Source organism: Shewanella sp. AC91-MNA-CIBAN-0169, assembly GCF_040310165.1.
Taxonomy (GTDB): Bacteria; Pseudomonadota; Gammaproteobacteria; order Enterobacterales; family Shewanellaceae; genus Shewanella.
On the sequence record NZ_JBEOPM010000013.1, the window covers coordinates 72,023 to 90,463 of the forward strand.

An 18,441-nucleotide genomic window follows, 5' to 3' on the forward strand; every position below is an offset into this window, starting at 1 on the left:
GCTAAGCTCAAAGAGAAAGGTAAAAATAGCTGTCCAACTGAGGAAAAATATTTTACTTCCCTATTTAGGTTTTTTTAGTTAGAAAATGCTCATTGAATTAATACCACGCTTTTATTCAACATGAGGGTTTTGTTATGGCTAATCTTAGTGAAAGAGTGCCTGATGACACAGAAATGGACGCGATGACAACGCCTAGAAACGTTAAATCCGCCGAAACATTACAACATAAACGCCAAGTAAAACGCAGGTTAGAAGATTTCCTCGAACAAGCTCAATTACGTAAAGCGATTGGTGACGACGACTTTTTCTAAAAAATAGGGATAAACGCTAATGTCGTTTATCCCTGTCTATTTTAAGCGAGCGAACTTAAACACTATTAAGCGCTAATTAATCGCCTATTCACTCTTAGTTTGTACGCGCCTAGTGTGCTTACCTGCTTGTGTTTGTGTGAGTAGCAGCTCAGCTTTGGCCCCTAAGTACACATATATCCCTAACCCAACCAATAGCCCAACGACCGCCAACATCATCAGAATGGCTGGTTCAATATATTGCTTTTCTCCCAGCGACGCTTTAAACATGGTCAGCAAAGCTTCAATTGAAATCGCGATCAAAATGGTCGAAATAAACCGCGTAATCGTTCTTCGGGTCGAACTGTGGCGGAAGATATCTTTATGCATAAGCACTTCTTCTTCCAAAATGGTTTTACCCAAATCAAAAATAGCTAAAGCCAATGTAAGAAAAATGATAATACCAAAGGGCTGTAGCGGATCATGGGTCGCAGATATTTGGCTAAATAAGGTATAAATATCGCGGATCACGGTCCACATAAGTACACTCACCAACACAAACAGACACAGTACAATTGCAGCATAAATGCTTTTAAAAAACGGTGACATTTTACGCCGAGCACTGTCGCCCATCATAAACTCGATTAATCGTGTTAGGTTGACATCAATAACCACAATAACCACTTGCCCAGAGGCCGATTTAATCATTTGTGATGCCGACAAACACAGCCCACCACCGGAGTTAGATAAATAAGGTCGAGTGATATGAACGGTGTCGATGGCAGTCAATTGAGTAAAATAAGGTCGCTGACTTCGGTCAGCATGATGACCGCAAGCCATTAGCTTAACTTGCTGATTAATGACACTGATATTAGGGCAAATCTGCATCCCTTGCTGATCAAGTAAATAAATGAGTTCCACAAAGGGATAACTAATCGCCATGTCTTCAAAAATTTTAGCTGAAATAGGCTGTTCGAATAGATTAATGTCTCCCACACCGATCAAAATCGATTCTAATAATTCGTGTACCAAGTGTTCATATTCATGGTAACGCTCAATCACACTTAAATAGCTCATCGCTGCCATAGGTTTTCCTTTTAATCAAGACTACTTTAGCTAAAGCAGTTTTAATGCCAAATAAATAACCTATAATTTTTATAGACTTAAATAATATGACTAGAGGGGGTTGCGATATAAACTGATTTGTCGCACCAAAACAGTGCTACATTTGAGGTATTTTTTCATTGCCGTTTTGCGATCAACATCTGCTAATATAAGTGCTAATACTGCTTACAACATTCTCAAGATTAGGAAAAGACAATGTCTGACTCTTTATTGCGTTATCAACAAGATATTCGTCGTTTTTCTGATGAATTAATTCGCATCCAAGCACCGATTAAAATTTTGGATTCGATAAAATGGCCAAGACAAGTTGAAGATGACTTTTTAGCCAAACAAAGCAAAGAATTACCCAACGTCAGTAATGATTTCTATCAATCGATTCCTTTATCATTTAACGCAGATCAGACCCAGACCGACCTTCAAGGGTTAAAAAATGCCGTTGAGCGAGGTTTAGGCAAACGCGATAAGCTAGGTAAAATTTTACTGGCTAACATTGACCAATATCGAATAGTAATAGACATGCTGCATAACCGCGGCAAGCCAATGTTTGGTAAACTCAGCCAAGAGCTATACGGCAGTGCGAGCGACAAATTACATGGCGATCGTCATACGGTACGCCAACTGGGCGATCGCTTAAGCCATATATTTTCGCTGCCAGCAGCGCGTCACATGAGTAGCCGTCATCCTAAAATTGTGACCGCCCCAGAAGCGGTAACTATTCTTAGCGAACGCTTAGTGAAGTATTTTCATAACGATGAAATTCACGTTAAATTGAGCGATGGTATTGTCTCTGATGCGGCAGTAGGTGGCGATACCGTTAAGCTCAATACCCGCGCCATGTTCAGCGAATCGGATCTCAATGTATATGAAGTGCACGAAGGCTGGGTGCATGTGGGCACCACACTTAATGGTCGGGCGCAACCACATGCAACTTGGCTCAGTGTTGGTTCACCACGAGTGACAGCGTCGCAGGAAGGCTTAGCAGTGTTGATGGAAATGCTGACATTAAGCTCAAATCCAGGCCGTGCTCGTCGAATTAGCGATCGAGTATCTGCTGTCGACATGGCAGAACAAGGTGCCGACTTTATTGAAGTCTATCGATACTTTAGAAATCTCAACCTGAGTTCAAAAGACAGTTATCGTGTTACTCAACGGGTGTTTCGTGGTGGCATGGTTGGTGGTGGCAGCTTTTTCACTAAAGATATCTCCTACGTACGCGGTTATGTTGAAAACATTAACTTTATTCGTAGCGCCATCAGCACAGGTTTACCAGAACTAATCCCAATGCTGTTTTTGGGTAAATTAGCCATCGAAGACATTCCTGTTCTGTATCAAGCTTACCAAGAAGGCATTATTGCTCACCCTAAATATTTACCCCCAATGTTTGAAGACATTAGCGGTCTGTATGCTTGGTTTGGTTTTGCGTCTGGTATCGGCAATATCGACTTAAAAGGGGTGCAACGTCATTTTGCACGCCAATTCAAAAATGTTGTCCCGACTTCTGCTGTCGACTTATTTGAAGATTCAGAATTTGATAACAACTTCGAATAAAGAGTAAACAAAGGAAACTCGCTAAGTGTGGCATAGGTCACACTTAGCTGGCTTTACAAGTGCAATCATCAAATAAGCTAATGCATTGTTACACGACAAGTTTGCTATAGTGTAATGACCACGATGGTTGAGACTTACTATGAAACACATTCTATTTTCAGCGTTATTTTCAACGTTATTCTCCAGCTTGATATTAATAAGTGGCTGCACCCCAGCCACCCCTTCACAAGCATTAGGTACCTTAGAGCGCGATCGAGTCATTCTTCGTTCAACCGCCGCAGAAATCATTACTGCACAACCCATTAAAAAAGGCATGCAAGTCAACGCCGGTGATTTATTAGTCCAATTTGATACCCAAAAACAAGCCGCGCGCTTAGCGGTAATGCAAGCCGAAGTGGTCAAAGCCCAAGCCTACTTACTAAAACTCACCAATGGCGAGCGCCCTGAGGATATCGCCAGTGCCAATTCGGCATTAAAAAGTGCTAACGCCGCCAAAATAGAAGCACAAAAGTCTTATCAACGCAGCGCGAGTTTATTATTAAAAAATCTAGTCAGTGAAGCAGAACGCGATCGTGCTTTAGCGCTTCGCGATCAAGCCAATGCAGAATATGACGCCGCCAACGACCGGCTAACCATATTAATCAAAGGTGTTCGCCAAGAAGATATTTTTCAAGCCCAAGCGGCACTCGATGCTGCCAATGCCAACCTACGTTACGAGCAGCAGGTTTACAGCGACTTAAGCATTCGTGCAACTCGCAGCGGTAAGCTAGATAACTTACCTTACAATGTAGGCGAACGCGTCCAACTGAGTGCAATCGTTGCAGTTATTCAAGCTGATGCAGCGCCCTACGCCAGAGTGTATATACCTGAACCCTATGCTGCCAAACTTCACATTGGCCAAACGTTGTCGGTCAGTGTAGATGGTATCGACGGCACATTTAACGGCACACTGCGTTGGATAAGTACTGAACCAGCATTTACCCCCTACTACGCGCTGAATCAATCAGATCGGTCACGATTAGCTTTTCTAGCCGAAGTGAGTTTAGACAGTTCGGCCAGCGAGCTACCTACGGGCATACCAGCCCAAGTTATATTGCCGACACAAAAATGACACCATCCGTAGACCCACAATGGGTAATTCAAGCTCATGGCCTCACCAAAAAATTTGGCGACTTTGCTGCGGTCGAGCAATTAGATTTATTGGTGCCGAAAGGCAACATTTATGGTTTTTTAGGCCCAAATGGCTGTGGTAAATCAACCACCATTAGAATGTTAACTGGTTTACTCACTCCCACCGAAGGCACCATCAATGTCATGGGGTTAGCCATCCCGGAGCAGGCTGAAGCATTACGCCATAACATTGGTTATATGACCCAAAAGTTTTCCCTCTACGATGACTTAACGGTTACAGAGAACCTGCAATTTATTGGACGAATCTATGGTATCGACAGTAGCACCTGCAAAAAACGCATTGATCAACTGCAAAGCACTTACAAGCTAAGCCAGTATCAATATCAACTGGCTGGCACCCTCAGCGGTGGACAAAGACAACGATTGGCCCTTGCCTGCGCCTGTTTAAATCAACCTAAGTTACTGTTTTTAGATGAACCCACCTCAGCCGTTGATCCACAAAACAGGCGTGACTTTTGGGAGCAACTGTTCGATTTATCTGAACAAGGCACCAGTATTTTAGTGACTACCCATTATATGGATGAGGCCGAACGCTGCCATAAAATTGCCATTATGGAAAAAGGCAGGATCAGAGCAGATGACACGCCAAAAGCATTAATGGATAACATCAATGCCCATGTGGTTGAAATCAACACCACTGATTTAAGGCTGTTAAAACAAGCATTAATCAGTCACGTTGAAGTGACCTCTGCGGCGCAGTTAGGCCATAGATTACGGGTCTTGGTCAGCAAACAAGTGGCAGATCCTATCTCTTGGCTACTGCATCAGTGCCAACAGCATAATCGCCCCGTTAACCTGCAAGATATTCACTTGGTTAGCGCTAATCTTGAAGACGTTTTTGTCAGTCATACTGGACAGCGTGTTCCAGCCTCCCATGAAGCAACATAAGGGCTAACAACATGCTGAACAGTATTCGCCATAGCTACATGCGCATTCACGCCATTACCGCTAAAGAAGTTAAGCAGCTTATGCGCGATCGAATTACCTTTGCTATGGTGATAATGATCCCGCTGATCCAGCTGTTATTATTCGGCTATGCCATCAATACTGATGTACGGGCAATACCAGTCGCTATTGTTGATCAAAGTGACTCAGCAGCAGGGCGCTGGATAGTCGAGGCGGTAAAAGTCACCCAGGTAGTGGAAGTCACATCCTATCTCACCACAGCCGAGCAAGCTCAGGCTGCTATTCGCCGTGGCGACATTAAAGCGGCATTAATTTTACCGCCTACTTTGAACGAAAAAATCGCTCGCAATGAGCCGATTGGCCAATGGATAGTCGATGGTTCAGACACCATGATTGCTGGCGCGATAAAGCAACTACGAAACCTATCGCTCAACGATATTGTACCTGAGCAAACCAGCAGCCAATCTCGGTTTGAAGTTAGCTTGTTTTATAATCCGGAGCAGCGATCAGCGGTAAATATTGTTCCAGGTTTAATCGCCGTCATTCTGACCATGACCATGGTACTGTTTACTTCATCAGCCATCGTTCGTGAGCGTGAACGCGGTAATCTTGAATTATTAATCACCACTCCGATTAAACCAATAGAACTAATGATTGGAAAAATATTGCCCTACATCGTCATCGGCTTAGTGCAAATGACCATTATTTTGGGCTTGGGCAATATTATTTTTGCAGTGCCCATCAATGGCGCTATCAGTCATTTATTATTAGGCACTTTACTGTTTATTACCGCGAGTCTGACATTAGGGTTAATCATATCCACTATTGCAAAAACCCAGCTACAAGCCATGCAAATGACCATTTTTGTATTATTACCGACCATATTACTCTCTGGATTTATCACCCCATTAGAAGCCATGCCGACGGCAGCCAAATGGATTGCTGAAGCACTACCAGGGACCCATTTTATGCGGGTGATCCGAGCGATTGTGTTAAAAGGGGCGACGTTAGGTGAGTTAATTAGCGATGTGTTATGGCTGGTGGGTTTTACAGTCATTGGATTATGGATTGCAGCGATGCGATTCAGTAAACGATTAGATTAGCGCCTATTGCATGACTCCAATAGGCGCTAGAAAGATGGGTCTAGTTATAAGCCACGGTCGATGACATATGCCTCGCCGTTACACTCTAAATAAACAGCACAAGACGGGTAATTAACTTTGCCACATTGCTTCAACACAATGGCATTACCGCCTCGTTGAGTCACTTGTAATTTGAGTGACTTAGTCATTGAAGACAAACTTGGAAGATCATCTAACTTTTCAGGATCCGATGAATTTTCACAATATGACGTGGTCACATCGCCAAGAAACTGTGCTTTGAACCTAGACATTTCTGCTGAGGTGTAGGTATCAACTCCAGCTATTGTGGCATTGCCTAGCGCAATTGTACCCGCATTGGTTCGCAGTGACAGGTTAGAGCAACCCGACACTAACACCGCACTCAAGATAGCGGCAACAGAGGCAGTAAAAAAAACGTGCTTCATAAAAATCCTTTTAAAAAAGCATGTTTGTCAATGTACTGATAAACATGCTTAGCTATTATTATTGTTGAATTATATTGCTCGGTGCCATTATCCGGCGATTGCTGAATGATTTAGCCAAGCGATTCAGCCAAACAAATTATCCGAACAAATTATCCGAACAATGCACCTGCACTATTTACCCACACGATTTACTCACACTATGCTTTGGCTTTTAGTGCACGTTGCTTGATAAAGTATTCACGGGTTAAGCCAAATACCACAGGGCTTAATAGCACTAACGCAATTAAGTTTGGAATCGCCATCATCGCATTCAACGTGTCGGCTAATAACCAAATAAACTCTAGCGAACTTACTGCACCCAAAGGCACAACCAAGGTCCAGATTAGACGAAATGGCTTAACCGCTTTGTCGCCCAATAAGTATTGAATACATTTTTCACTGTAAAAACTCCACCCTAAAATAGTGGTAAAGGCAAACACAGCCAATGCGATGGCCACAATATAATTACCCATGGGCAAAGCATGTGAAAATGCAAGAGAGGTTAATGCAGCGCCGTTTTCGCCAGATGTCCACGCACCAGAAACTACAATCGCCAAGCCCGTTATTGAACACACAATGAGCGTGTCAATAAACGTCCCTAACATGGCCACTAAACCTTGTTTCACTGGGTTATTAGTTTGCGCCGCCGCATGAGCAATTGGCGCACTCCCTAACCCCGCTTCATTTGAAAATACACCACGTGCCACACCAAAACGAATCGCAGCCCATACCGCTGCACCCGCAAAACCACCTTGAGCTGCTACTGGGTTAAAGGCACTTTCAATAATCAACATAAAAGCAGCAGGTACTTCGTCTGCATATACAATCAATACAGCTAAACCTGCGGTAATATAAAATACCGTCATCAATGGCACTAACTTACCCGCCACTTCAGCAATACGTTTAATACCGCCCATGAGTACCGCACCCACTAGCACCATTAACACCACACCAGTAACCCAATTAGGTACACCAAAGTTACTGCTCATTGCATCAGCGACTGAGTTAGCTTGTACAGTATTACCAATACCAAAACCGGCAATCGAACCAAACAGAGCAAATGCAGTGCCTAACCAGGCCCATTTACTGCCTAAACCATTTTTGATGTAATACATCGGGCCGCCAACATGGTTTCCATTAGCATCTGTCTCACGATATTTTACCGCCAGTACAGCTTCCGAAAACTTAGTCGCCATACCCACGAGCGCCGTACACCACATCCAAAATAATGCCCCGGGTCCGCCAATAAAAATCGCCGTAGCCACACCAGCGATGTTACCCGTACCAATGGTGGCCGATAATGAAGTCATGAGAGCATTAAACGGACTGACATCACCTTTTTCACTTTCATCAGTAACCTGACGACCCGACCATAATAATTTAAAACCTCGATTCAGCTTTAAAATAGGCATAAATTTTAAGCCTATCGACAGAAACAGCCCTACTCCTAAAATCAAAATCAGCATGGGAACACCCCATACTATACTGTTAATCATACTGACAAATTGCGTGACTGCTTCCATGTAAAAAACCTCATAATGAGTAATGACTTATGTCGAATATTATAATTATTAGATGTTTGGTTATTTTTATTATGGTTACGGTGGCCCAACTCCACTGCAACGATTGCATTTTTTAGATTACCCCGATTAAGTTAACCATGGCAAGCCACTGCATGAGCTAATGAATCATCTTCAAGATGATTCATTAGCTCATGCACATACAAATTATTTTTCGAGTACCACTTTCAATGACTCTAGACCTTGCTGTAAATCAGTACCTATCATGGTTTCAAAATCGATAAACAAAAACATTAAGTTAGTTGGATAAGCAAAATGGCCACTAAAACCCCAATCAACTTTAGTTTGATTAGCATTAACGGCTGTAGTGCTCATATAGGCAGGCTCGGTCGCTTCAAAGGGTGAAATAAACCGTAATTCAAAATCGATACGTTTACCTTCATCTATGGCAATAATTTCTTGCTCGCCAACACCTACATCTGGGTTTTCACTTGCCCAAGCAGACACAAAGCCTACTGTCGCATCGGTACCGCGGTAGGCTTTCACCATCTCGAGATCCATTTGCGCCCACTTACTAAAATTATCTTGGTTTTTTAGATGTTTAACGTAATCAAAAACCTCGGAGATCGGTTTATCTATGGTGATAGTACGAGTGACTGAATAGTCTTTTTGAACAAATAGGGCGACAACAAAAGGGATCGCTATAATAGTCGCGACAGCAACGAGAATTTTTCTAAGCATTATTATTATCCTCTAGTATACATAGCGTTATATGTCAGACTTTTTGGCTTAATGGCCAACACGCAATCTCCTCAGTATACCGACTAACAGCAGGCTAACAATAAAAATTAACATTGGGTTAACAATGGCTTCTCATTAAAAATCGTATTGACGTCACACCAGCGGCTATTGCTTGAAATGCGATCGCATGAACAGAGTCCTGTCATAAATGACCAGAAAGGGTCTGCTTTATATCCACTGATCATTTAACGCCGTTCGATCGCTATCTATCTCACCCGTATTGACGACACCTCGAGGTTCGATAATCATGATTTTGCATTCTTTTTTCGCCATGGGTTTATGCTCAACCCCCTTAGGAATAACAAACATTTCCCCTGCCTGAAGCGTAATGTCCTTATCGCGAAAAGCGATCTGCAACGTTCCTTCCATTACAATAAACACTTCGTCAGTATCGGCATGTTCATGCCAAACAAACTCACCCTCGACTTTAACCAATTTAAATTGATAGTCATTCATTTCTGCAATTACACGAGGAGACCAATGCTGGTTGAACAAAGAGAACTTGTCATTAAAATTAATCACTTTCGTTGGCATAGAAACGCCCCTAATGAATGGTAATTATGATTATGGTTATAGTTATAGTTATGGCTATAGTTATGGTTTGAGTTCTGATTCAGATTTTGGTTCTGGTTCTGGTTCTGGTTCTGGTGAATAAGTTTCAACGGGGTCTATGTTGAATTGTTGCACCAATTTAGTCATACATGACTGACAAACACATTGGCCATTCGGCAAATCAACCAAAGTAGATGCGGCTTTGTACTGCTCAATAATCAATGGCATGTCTAACGTTTGCTTAGCACACCAGCATGCATCAATGGCTAATCCTTGCTCCATCGCACAACCGTTAGCTTGCTGGCAAAGTGGGCACGATTGTGCTGCTGAAGTAAATAATGTCATTGCCCAGCCTATATGGTGATGATGATGACTGAATATACTGACATTTAGCATCATGCTCAATAAGCGCTCTGCGTATTACATTTCTGAAAATGAATTAACAACCAATAAAAATACCCATTAAACGTTAACTTAATGGGTATAACTGACAAAGATTAATGGTTTAGACTAAGCAAATATGATTACTTTATATTATTTTTAAGCGGGAAAACCGGATACGAAGCCGTGCCCAAAACAGGCTTGCCGGCAACGGATTGGCCATAATATCCTTGGTGCTTATGATAGGTGGCTTGAGTCTTACTCACATCACCGTTAAAACGAGGATCTTGTGGCCGATCAAACGAATTAAGGTAAGCCGCTACATCCCAAGCTTGCTGAACCGTTAATTGCACGCTTTTACCTAACGGCATATTTTCATAAATAAAGTCAGCAGCTGTATTTACCCTATGCATGCCTGCGCCCCAATTATAGCTTTGAGCTCCCCATAATGGTGGTAATGCAGTAACACCAGCAATCACTTGTCCTTGGCCATCTTCACTATGACACACTTGGCAATGTGCTTGATAAACTACCTGACCACGTTCAGGAGAATAAGCCAGTTCAGGTTGAGGTGTTTTCGGATAGCCGCGCCCAGGAAGCTGGCTTAACGCTGCAGTATCCAAATGTTTAGCAATAGCTGCTGGCATTGGGAAATCATCCCGTTTACCGCCTTTAACCAACTCCACATCAGACAACTCAGGCACTGGGCCTGCAACCTTGTATTGATCCATTAATCCGCTCATGCCCAACCAGTAAGAATAGGCCGATATTGCCACAAGTTCAGGAGAGTTTGCCGCCGGAGCTTTACCGTTCATCGAATAGGTAAAACAACCTTGTATGCGCTCTTGAAAAGAGTTTACTTTATCGTTTTTCTTACGATAAGCAGGGTAAGCAAAGTATGCAGCCCATAAAGGCGACGAATTAGCTTGTCGTCCTGAATTCATATGGCAGTTAACACAATTGAGCTCATTGCCAACGTACTTGTCTCGTAGCTGTTGGGTGTTAACAAACAATTGATAACCTAACCGAACCTTGTCACCAAAATCCCCCTCGGGAATAGCAGTTAATGGTGCGGGTTGAAGATAAACAGCATCAACTTTTTTCTCCAGCGCAGGTAATGCAGCTTGGCGATCGGGTAGTGTCGTCGAAGACTCTGACGATTTTACCGCAGTAGGCTTAGCCGGAACTTCGGTCAATAATTCATCGGCCTGTAAAGGCAAGCTAAACAGAGCGCCAATGGTCAATAGCGATAATAATTTCATAGCCATGTCCTTATTTTATATTGGCAAAAAACTGAGATAACCCATCGATTTCGGCAGCCGTTAATTTCAGCGCAATATTGCCCATCATGTTATCAGCATCGCCTGTACGAGAGCCCTCTTGCCAGGCTAATAATTGGGTTTTAAGGTAACTGGCTTGCTGCCCCGCTAAACGAGGAAACTGCCCGCCACCCACGGCAGATGGACCATGGCAACTAACACATGCTGGAATGGTACGTGACCAGTCACCTTGAAAGGCTAATTTTTCGAACGGATCGCTAATACCAACCTTGTCACCGCGAAATTGGAGCGGAATGTCAGCAACAGGTTGCTGACTAAAATATTGCGCTACCACAGCAATATTGTCACCTTGCACCGTTGCAGCCATTGCTAACATGGTTGGATTTTGACGTTTACCTGCATGAAATAACGCAAGTTGATTGCTGATGTAATCGGCAGATAAGCCTGCTAAACGAGGGCCAATAATGTCGATACCTTGACCTTGTGCACCGTGGCAAGAAGTACATAGCTGAGCCGCAGCAGGAACCGGCAGTTGTGGGGAAGTTGTTTCTGCAGCTTCTGCGGTCATAACAGTTAGCATCGTTATGCCAGCCAATGCAGCGAGCTTGTAAAAGGATGTTTTCATCATCACACCTCTTTAGTCATTCGTTATTGGTTATTGGTTATTGTCTTACCACCATAGGCTAAATATATTCAAAAAAGAATACGGCAAACGTCGAATATTTAAACAAAAACCCCGTTAATGGAACCATTAACGGGGTTTTAATTGAGTGAATGTTACACTGTACTACTTTGGACGCACGCCTAATGTATGGCAAATGGCATACGTTAATTCTGCACGATTAAGGGTATAAAAATGGAAATCTTTAACACCTTCACGGGACAATACTTTCACCATATCAATAGCAACGTTGGCACCCACTAATTGACGTGTTGCAGGGTCGTCATCTAAACCTTCAAATTGACGATGTAACCAATGTGGAATGGCGACATTGGTCATGCCAGCAAAACGCTTAGTTTGTTTAAAGTTAGTCACAGGTAATATCCCTGGAATAATCTCAACATCTATACCTGCTGTAACGCAACGGTCGCGAAAACGTAAGTAAGATTCAACATCAAAGAAAAATTGAGTAATGGCGCGGTTAGCACCCGCATCAATCTTTTTCTTTAAGTTAATTAAATCAGCCTGCGCATTACGCGCATCAGGATGCACTTCAGGATACGCTGCTACCGAAATATCAAAGTCGGCCACTGAGCGCAGTAAACGCACTAAGTCATTGGCAAAGCGAGTTGGTTTTGGGCTACCGTCAGGTAAATCACCGCGCAATGCCACAATGTCTCTAATACCAGAATTCCAATAATGCTTTGCCAGCTCAACCAATTCTTCATCACTAGCATCAACCAAGGTTAAATGCGGCGCAGCGAGTAGATTGGTTTCTTTCTGGATACGTTCAATCACGCTATGAGTACGGTCACGTACACCTGAATTGGCACCGTATGTTACTGATACAAATTTAGGGTTCAATGGTTCTAAACGACGAATAGAATTCCACAAAATCTCTTCCATTGCTGGCGTTGATGGCGGAAAAAACTCAAAAGACACATTAATATCATTCAGCTCAGACAAGCTCTGATTTAACGACTGGGCATGTTGTGCATGATGAAAAGCCATAATGTATTCCTTTAACTTCTGTAACACTTAGGAGTCTATACCAATCAGCTTAAATGATTAACTTAACCTAAATCATTTGGCCGTTTGGACGTCTATATGTCCATATACTAGTTTAACTGCATACTAAGTCAAGCTAAAAAACCATCAATAAGCAATTTGTAATAATCACATTAACGCTAGGCCTAAATCATAGACAATATAAAACGGCTGAAAACAGCCGTTTGTTCATCTATCTGCAGGCTTTTTTTTCATCAGCCTGCAGACTGTGTCATTTGATAATGTTCAAATTATTTTTTAAAAAGTGCGCTAACACTTAGGTTCTAACAAAGTTAATAGCATTAGTGACTATATCTGATGTTAATGTGCGGTAGACATGATGACTCTCTGACAATTATCGAGTTGCATAACGTTTGGTTTTATTAGCAGTTGCTTTTATTTGCGAACTGGATCGACTTTTGTAAAACCTAACTGCCTAAATTTAGTTTATTGTGCTAAATTTAGAACTCACCGTTCTAATTTTAATCTTTTGTGAGGCAACCATGGCGCATCGTTGGCAAATTGCAATTTCTGCTGGTTTATTAGCAGCTGTTTGGGCTGGTCTTGCTGATGTATTTCATCTCGTGACATGGGTCGGCTTTCTGGGCTGCAGTACCTTTTTCGCTCAAACGGAAACTGGCGCTAAAGGCATGATGATGGCGATGATGACCAATCTTTCCGGTGTATTCTGGGGCTGGTTAATTATTGCAGGCAGCGGTGTTCTAGGTTCGCCAATGATCAGCTATGCATTAACAGGCATTGTCACCGCATTTATGTGCTTACAAGCCAGTAATAAAAACTTCGCCTTTATTCCCGGCACCTTTATCGGTTGTTGCATCACTTTTGCCTTAAATGCTGATCTAGCCGCTATCATTCCACCACTTATTATTGGCGCCGTACTCGGTTACAGCATGAGCCTACTCACAGGCCTATTAATAACGTTAACCGATAAAACAGCTGAATCATTAAAAGATGACGCAGTAGAAGAAGCCTAAGCACAGGCGACTTAGATTGTGTCGCCTTAAGAGTATTCGTTACCTGAGAATAAATAAAGATAACTAAAGACTGGGCCAATCTTTAAATACTCGCAAAAATAGTATCCATAAACATCACTTCAAATTGGTCGAAATCTCGATCGGATATTTATATAATAAAAAGTCTAAGCCATTCTATTATTGAGCTTTTTCAGCACTTAGAATAAGGACGCAGCTTTATGCTACCTATTCATTTTTATTATCTATCTTTTAATTGATGTCGATTAAATCTTTAAACTTACAAAAAAATCTCGTTATATTACTGATACCAAATGGTAATATTTAATGTCGCTGGCATAAATGATCCACCGCTTTGAGTTTGTTTAATCTCTGTAATTTCTATAGATGTTTGTGTGGATAACCATAAATTAATTTCGTCTTGTAAACCACAATCAGCTTGTTCTATCGGTTTCATCCAAAAGCTTAGTTTAGGTTTTAACACTTTAGTAAATACTTTGATTTTCATCATTATTTTGAACTCCATTTCAAGATGTGAACACTTGTCATCTAACATTTTAGTATTTATGCGTTGAGCGGTTTGCGGCAAATAAAGAAAAGAGCTGAATTTCAGCTCTCAAACATTCCCGATATGACATAAAAAAGACCATCAATAATGGTCTTTTTTAACAAAACTACTCTTGCAACAGGTCTTTGCAAATATGCACCAAATCCGACTGCACAGCCGCAGCAGTCACCTCACGCCCTGCCCCTGGACCGCGAATAATCAAAGGATTACCTTGATAAAACGCACTGCGAATAACAAACACATTATCCCCTGGGGTTAAATTCGCATAAGGATGATTATTATCAACCCACTGCAAACCCACTTCAGCCTGTAACTTACCTTCGACTTTATCCAGCGAAGCCACATAACGTAGCACCTTGTTCTGTTCAGCTGCAGCGACATACTGCTGCAACAAATCATCGTCTAACTCACTGATGCGCCCTAAAAAATCTTCTAGTGACAACTCTGCTAAAGCTTGAGGCACTAATGAGTTAAGACTAATATCGTCTAGCTCTACCGCTAAACCTATCTCGCGAGCCAAGATTAACAACTTACGTTGCATATCGCGGCCAGATAAGTCATCGCGTGGATCCGGTTCAGTAATGCCTAAACTGCGAGCATGCAGTACTAATTCTGAGAACGGCTTACTGCCATCATAATTTTCGAACAACCAACATAACGTGCCCGAGAAAATACCACCCACCGCTTCAATAGTGTCACCACTATTACGTAAGTCATTTAACGCATGTTGAATAGGTAAACCTGCGCCACAACTGGCGTTATAACGCCAAAATAAGCGGCGATTACTCAGCTGCTGCTTTAATTCACGATAAAATGGCAATGGCCCTGAGCCGGCTAATTTATTGGCACTTACCACATGAATACCACGGGCAAATAGCTCGGGATATTGTAAGGTTAAGGCGGCACTAGCACTGATATCTAAAGCGACAATTTCATCGCATGATAACTGCGCTAATTGATCAAAAAGCTGATCATAATCCCATTCAATGCCTTGCTGTTGATAATCTTGCTGCCATTGTTCAAGGTTAATTCCGTCGTTAGAAATTAATGCTTTTTTCGAACCGACTAAACCAACGAGCTCAACAGAGGCTTCAAGTTCGTGATCTAATGCTGGACTGGCGCGTTTAAACAAATCAATCCACGCCTCACCAATGTTACCCACTCCCAGCAATAACACTCCAATACGCATTCTTGGTCCAGCACAACGACGATGTACTTTTTGGGTCAATAAACTCACTTGAGCTTGCGGGACTAAGGTGACCAAACTTAATGCATCTTGATAAATCGGTTTGGCATCACGGCTGAGTAGTCGGGCAAAACTGCGTCTAAAGTGATGAGCATCGGCACTGACTAATGCCACTAGGCCTAAGTCAGTTTGGGCACTCAACTCTTCAATCAAAAATTCACTGCTGTATTGAGTGAGTAAAGCTTGCACTTGTTTCTGGCTTTCAAGCGTTAACGCCAACTCAAACTTATGTTGTGCCAGAGACCAATAAGCTAACGGTGTGATACCTGCTTTATCTAAAATAGCCAACAATGGTTCAATGTCTGCGTTCATTTTAAAACTAAACAACACCACTTCATTTAAGTTAGTCACTACTGGCGCACTTGCTGATGAACTCAGTGGCGCAATTAGAGTAAAGTCAGTGTGTGAAGCGTAACTTGAGCGTACCGCTAGGCTCACGTCGGTATTAAATAACGGCTGTAAGGTCCGAGAATGCAATACAGGAGAGCCCAGGCGCGCTAAGCGGTCAGCTTCGGCTAATGACATACTCTTGAGTAATTTAGCATCATTAATTTTATTCGGGTCGGCGTTAAATACCCCTTCAACGTCGGTCCAAATAGTAACGCGTTCAATGTCAGCTAAGCTGGCAATTAAGGTGGCACTAAAATCAGAACCATTGCGACCCAGCAATAAGGTATCGCCGTGGCGGTTAGCGCATATAAAGCCGGTGATCACTAAACGCTCTTGCGGGTGCAAGGCTAATAAGGCCTGTACCTTGTCACGAGACTCAGCCACTAAAATATTGGGTACGGCGCCTTCATCGGCTACCAAAATAGAGCACGCATCGACATGAGTCGCAGCTACGCCCATTTCTCGTAACAAAGCGGCCATTAAGCGCGCCGACCAACGTTCACCAAAACTCACCACTTGGTTTAATTGGTAATCGTTACGTTGCTCTAAAGATAATAAGCTGACTAACTGAGATTTGTCGGTAGACAAACGTTCGCGTAAATCACGCGCTTGCTCGTTTGATAATAATTGTTCAATTAACGTCTGCTGGTAACTGATCAGAATTTGCAGCTCTTCTTGCCACAACTGACCGCTGTCACGCAGGCTCAATAATTTGTATAAGAAGTTAGTCGTTTTTCCGGCGGCGGATACCACAACTAAATCATCACTCTGGCCATGCGTAAGTAGAATATGTGCAACACGGCGATAGCAATCTGCATCCGCTAAACTTGAACCACCAAACTTATGTAAATGACTTCGCGTCATTACTGACTCCTTAAACAACTACGACTTTTGTTGCGACTGCTAGACTTCTATTTTGAAACCAATAGTGTTGCAAGTGCATGTTTTGCTATTTTACCCAATTTGGTCGAAACCACAGCTAACTTAAACTCGAATTAAGCTGATTTTATCGCGGCAACAGCTGCTAGGCCTGCTTGAATATCGGCCAAGAGGTCATCTGCATCTTCAATACCGACAGATAGTCTCAATAAAGTCTCTTTAATACCAGCCTCTTGCCTTGCTTGTGGGTCCATTGCTCTATGGGTCATGGTGGCCGGAACGGCGACTAAACTTTCCACTCCGCCTAAACTTTCGGCAATACTAAACAACGACAGCGCCTTTAAAAATGCCACCACTTCCGCTTCGCCGCCAATTAACTCAAAACTTAACATAGCACCAAAGCCTTGTTGTTGTTTTGCCGCAATTTCGTGACCTAGATGGTCTTTTAAACCCGGATAATACACCTTGGCCACCACATCACTGGCGCTGAGTAACTCAACAATCTTTTGTGCATTACGTTGATGCTCACGAATTCGTACCGCTAAAGTACGTAAGCCTCGGAGGGTTAAATAACTGTCAAATGCTGAACCCGTAAGCCCAAGAGTATTTGACCACCAATGTAACAACTCACCCACTTGAGGATCTTTAGCCACTACCGCTCCACCGACCACATCGCTATGACCATTGATGTATTTGGTGGTTGAGTGAATAACAATGTCTGCACCTAATAATAATGGCTGCTGTAATATTGGTGATAAAAAGGTGTTATCGACTGTCACTAGCGCGCCAACGTCATGGCAAGCGATACTAATGGCATTAATGTCTACCACCCGCAATAAAGGATTCGATGGCGTTTCTAACCACACCATTTTCGGTTTTTGAGCTATCGCTTTGCTCAGCGCTTGCGCATCAGTTTGATCAACAACCAATAACTTAAATTGGCCTTTTTTGGCCAAGTTAGTAAATAAGCGGTAACTGCCACCATAACAATCGTGCGGCACAACCAATAAATCCTCTGGGCCAAGTAAGCTAGTCACCAATGTAATCGCCGCCATGCCGGTACATGTCACCACGCCGGTAGCACCTTGCTCGAGTTTGGCGAGTGCGTCACCTAAAATACATCGAGTAGGATTACCCGAACGACTGTAATCAAACTCGCGCGGATTATTGTGGCCATCGAATGAATAATTGGTCGATAAATAAATCGGTGGCACGATAGCACCATGTTGTGTGTCTGTTTCAATACCTTGGCGAACGGCCAATGTGGCGTTTTGATGCTTAGTCATGGTGACTCCTAAAATTTCACAAACACACAAAGAGATGTCTAGACGTCCAAATTTACCTAAGAGATCCCCATCCGTCAACTTAAATAGACGTTTAGACGTCTAAACATCAAGAAATCTATTTGCAATCGGGATTAAATAGTAGCAATAATTTGACTAGAGATTGTAACGGTTTAAAATCTGCAGCGTATTTATCGTT

18 protein-coding genes are annotated in these 18,441 nt (G+C 42.6%); 6 read left to right on the plus strand and 12 right to left on the minus strand.

Going from position 1 to position 18,441, the window contains the following annotated elements; translation table 11 throughout:
* Window positions 1-134 precede the first annotated feature (134 nt).
* Window positions 135-311 carry a PA3496 family putative envelope integrity protein gene (locus tag AAEY98_RS12580; protein WP_011638952.1) on the plus strand — a complete coding sequence of 59 codons (177 nt, stop codon included), beginning with the start codon at window positions 135-137 and terminating at the stop codon, window positions 309-311.
* A gap of 84 nt (window positions 312-395) precedes the next feature.
* Here the strand turns inward: AAEY98_RS12580 and AAEY98_RS12585 are convergent, their stop codons facing one another.
* Entirely contained in the window at window positions 396-1,373 is a 978-nt protein-coding gene (locus AAEY98_RS12585; protein WP_101085127.1) for a PDC sensor domain-containing protein, read from the minus strand.
* 234 nt (window positions 1,374-1,607) lie between these two features.
* Here AAEY98_RS12585 and AAEY98_RS12590 point away from each other — a divergent pair, with 234 nt between their 5' ends.
* The 4 genes from AAEY98_RS12590 (at window position 1,608) to AAEY98_RS12605 (ending at window position 6,160) form a co-directional block, all read left to right on the plus strand.
* Window positions 1,608-2,960 (plus strand): flavohemoglobin expression-modulating QEGLA motif protein, encoded by a 1,353-nt coding sequence (locus AAEY98_RS12590; RefSeq protein ID WP_192114152.1) that lies wholly within the window; start codon window positions 1,608-1,610, stop codon window positions 2,958-2,960.
* A 139-nt stretch (window positions 2,961-3,099) separates the two neighbouring features.
* Window positions 3,100-4,071 carry an HlyD family secretion protein gene (locus AAEY98_RS12595; protein ID WP_351017340.1) on the plus strand — a complete coding sequence of 324 codons (972 nt, stop codon included), beginning with the start codon at window positions 3,100-3,102 and terminating at the stop codon, window positions 4,069-4,071.
* Window positions 4,068-5,039, plus strand: coding sequence for an ABC transporter ATP-binding protein (locus tag AAEY98_RS12600; RefSeq protein WP_351017343.1), 972 nt, complete (start codon window positions 4,068-4,070; stop codon window positions 5,037-5,039). Before AAEY98_RS12595 ends, AAEY98_RS12600 begins: the two co-directional genes overlap by 4 nt.
* Before the next feature lie 11 nt (window positions 5,040-5,050).
* Window positions 5,051-6,160 carry an ABC transporter permease gene (locus AAEY98_RS12605; RefSeq protein ID WP_101085123.1) on the plus strand — a complete coding sequence of 370 codons (1,110 nt, stop codon included), beginning with the start codon at window positions 5,051-5,053 and terminating at the stop codon, window positions 6,158-6,160.
* Between the two features lie 44 nt (window positions 6,161-6,204).
* Here the strand turns inward: AAEY98_RS12605 and AAEY98_RS12610 are convergent, their stop codons facing one another.
* The 8 genes from AAEY98_RS12610 to metF form a co-directional block, all read right to left on the minus strand.
* Window positions 6,205-6,603 (minus strand): hypothetical protein, encoded by a 399-nt coding sequence (locus tag AAEY98_RS12610; RefSeq protein ID WP_101085122.1) that lies wholly within the window; start codon window positions 6,601-6,603, stop codon window positions 6,205-6,207.
* Between the two features lie 197 nt (window positions 6,604-6,800).
* Complete coding sequence (locus tag AAEY98_RS12615; protein WP_182744787.1) at window positions 6,801-8,165, minus strand: alanine/glycine:cation symporter family protein; 1,365 nt, start codon at window positions 8,163-8,165, stop codon at window positions 6,801-6,803.
* Between the two features lie 204 nt (window positions 8,166-8,369).
* A complete protein-coding gene (locus AAEY98_RS12620) occupies window positions 8,370-8,903 on the minus strand; it encodes an SRPBCC family protein (RefSeq protein ID WP_192114148.1) in 534 nt (177 codons plus the stop codon).
* 228 nt (window positions 8,904-9,131) lie between these two features.
* Window positions 9,132-9,497: a cupin domain-containing protein gene (locus AAEY98_RS12625; RefSeq protein ID WP_162023930.1), complete on the minus strand. Its 366-nt coding sequence runs from the start codon at window positions 9,495-9,497 to the stop codon at window positions 9,132-9,134.
* Between the two features lie 60 nt (window positions 9,498-9,557).
* The gene (locus AAEY98_RS12630; protein WP_351017347.1) at window positions 9,558-9,860 is read right to left on the minus strand and encodes a cysteine-rich CWC family protein; all 303 of its coding nucleotides are present in this window, start codon (window positions 9,858-9,860) and stop codon (window positions 9,558-9,560) included.
* A 179-nt stretch (window positions 9,861-10,039) separates the two neighbouring features.
* Window positions 10,040-11,158 carry a c-type cytochrome gene (locus AAEY98_RS12635; RefSeq protein WP_254439833.1) on the minus strand — a complete coding sequence of 373 codons (1,119 nt, stop codon included), beginning with the start codon at window positions 11,156-11,158 and terminating at the stop codon, window positions 10,040-10,042.
* A gap of 10 nt (window positions 11,159-11,168) precedes the next feature.
* Window positions 11,169-11,756, minus strand: a complete 588-nt coding sequence (locus AAEY98_RS12640) for a c-type cytochrome (RefSeq protein ID WP_243756329.1) — start codon at window positions 11,754-11,756, stop codon at window positions 11,169-11,171.
* Between the two features lie 207 nt (window positions 11,757-11,963).
* Window positions 11,964-12,848, minus strand: a complete 885-nt coding sequence (gene metF, locus AAEY98_RS12645; RefSeq protein WP_011638965.1) for a methylenetetrahydrofolate reductase — start codon at window positions 12,846-12,848, stop codon at window positions 11,964-11,966.
* Between the two features lie 539 nt (window positions 12,849-13,387).
* Between metF and AAEY98_RS12650 the strand changes: the two genes are divergently transcribed.
* The gene (locus AAEY98_RS12650; protein WP_162023932.1) at window positions 13,388-13,879 is read left to right on the plus strand and encodes a DUF1097 domain-containing protein; all 492 of its coding nucleotides are present in this window, start codon (window positions 13,388-13,390) and stop codon (window positions 13,877-13,879) included.
* A gap of 298 nt (window positions 13,880-14,177) precedes the next feature.
* Here AAEY98_RS12650 and AAEY98_RS12655 read toward each other — a convergent pair whose 3' ends face one another.
* The 3 genes from AAEY98_RS12655 to metB all read right to left on the minus strand — a co-directional run bounded on the left by AAEY98_RS12655 (window position 14,178) and on the right by metB (window position 18,245).
* A complete protein-coding gene (locus tag AAEY98_RS12655) occupies window positions 14,178-14,387 on the minus strand; it encodes a hypothetical protein (protein ID WP_350997593.1) in 210 nt (69 codons plus the stop codon).
* Between the two features lie 163 nt (window positions 14,388-14,550).
* Window positions 14,551-16,944 carry a bifunctional aspartate kinase/homoserine dehydrogenase II gene (locus tag AAEY98_RS12660; protein ID WP_351017352.1) on the minus strand — a complete coding sequence of 798 codons (2,394 nt, stop codon included), beginning with the start codon at window positions 16,942-16,944 and terminating at the stop codon, window positions 14,551-14,553.
* Window positions 16,945-17,075: 131 nt separating this feature from the next.
* Window positions 17,076-18,245, minus strand: a complete 1,170-nt coding sequence (gene metB / locus AAEY98_RS12665) for a cystathionine gamma-synthase (protein ID WP_162023935.1) — start codon at window positions 18,243-18,245, stop codon at window positions 17,076-17,078.
* Window positions 18,246-18,441: the final 196 nt, after the last annotated feature.

What these genes read in the sequence shown, in the direction of transcription:
- AAEY98_RS12580 (WP_011638952.1), top strand. Translation starts at nt 135, where the DNA reads ATGGCTAATCTTAGTGAAAGAGTGCCTGATGACACAGAAATGGACGCG.
- AAEY98_RS12585 (WP_101085127.1), bottom strand. Translation starts at nt 1,373, where the DNA reads ATGGCAGCGATGAGCTATTTAAGTGTGATTGAGCGTTACCATGAATAT.
- AAEY98_RS12590 (WP_192114152.1), top strand. Translation starts at nt 1,608, where the DNA reads ATGTCTGACTCTTTATTGCGTTATCAACAAGATATTCGTCGTTTTTCT.
- AAEY98_RS12595 (WP_351017340.1), top strand. Translation starts at nt 3,100, where the DNA reads ATGAAACACATTCTATTTTCAGCGTTATTTTCAACGTTATTCTCCAGC.
- AAEY98_RS12600 (WP_351017343.1), top strand. Translation starts at nt 4,068, where the DNA reads ATGACACCATCCGTAGACCCACAATGGGTAATTCAAGCTCATGGCCTC.
- AAEY98_RS12605 (WP_101085123.1), top strand. Translation starts at nt 5,051, where the DNA reads ATGCTGAACAGTATTCGCCATAGCTACATGCGCATTCACGCCATTACC.
- AAEY98_RS12610 (WP_101085122.1), bottom strand. Translation starts at nt 6,603, where the DNA reads ATGAAGCACGTTTTTTTTACTGCCTCTGTTGCCGCTATCTTGAGTGCG.
- AAEY98_RS12615 (WP_182744787.1), bottom strand. Translation starts at nt 8,165, where the DNA reads ATGGAAGCAGTCACGCAATTTGTCAGTATGATTAACAGTATAGTATGG.
- AAEY98_RS12620 (WP_192114148.1), bottom strand. Translation starts at nt 8,903, where the DNA reads ATGCTTAGAAAAATTCTCGTTGCTGTCGCGACTATTATAGCGATCCCT.
- AAEY98_RS12625 (WP_162023930.1), bottom strand. Translation starts at nt 9,497, where the DNA reads ATGCCAACGAAAGTGATTAATTTTAATGACAAGTTCTCTTTGTTCAAC.
- AAEY98_RS12630 (WP_351017347.1), bottom strand. Translation starts at nt 9,860, where the DNA reads ATGACATTATTTACTTCAGCAGCACAATCGTGCCCACTTTGCCAGCAA.
- AAEY98_RS12635 (WP_254439833.1), bottom strand. Translation starts at nt 11,158, where the DNA reads ATGAAATTATTATCGCTATTGACCATTGGCGCTCTGTTTAGCTTGCCT.
- AAEY98_RS12640 (WP_243756329.1), bottom strand. Translation starts at nt 11,756, where the DNA reads ATGCTAACTGTTATGACCGCAGAAGCTGCAGAAACAACTTCCCCACAA.
- metF (WP_011638965.1), bottom strand. Translation starts at nt 12,848, where the DNA reads ATGGCTTTTCATCATGCACAACATGCCCAGTCGTTAAATCAGAGCTTG.
- AAEY98_RS12650 (WP_162023932.1), top strand. Translation starts at nt 13,388, where the DNA reads ATGGCGCATCGTTGGCAAATTGCAATTTCTGCTGGTTTATTAGCAGCT.
- AAEY98_RS12655 (WP_350997593.1), bottom strand. Translation starts at nt 14,387, where the DNA reads ATGATGAAAATCAAAGTATTTACTAAAGTGTTAAAACCTAAACTAAGC.
- AAEY98_RS12660 (WP_351017352.1), bottom strand. Translation starts at nt 16,944, where the DNA reads ATGACGCGAAGTCATTTACATAAGTTTGGTGGTTCAAGTTTAGCGGAT.
- metB (WP_162023935.1), bottom strand. Translation starts at nt 18,245, where the DNA reads ATGACTAAGCATCAAAACGCCACATTGGCCGTTCGCCAAGGTATTGAA.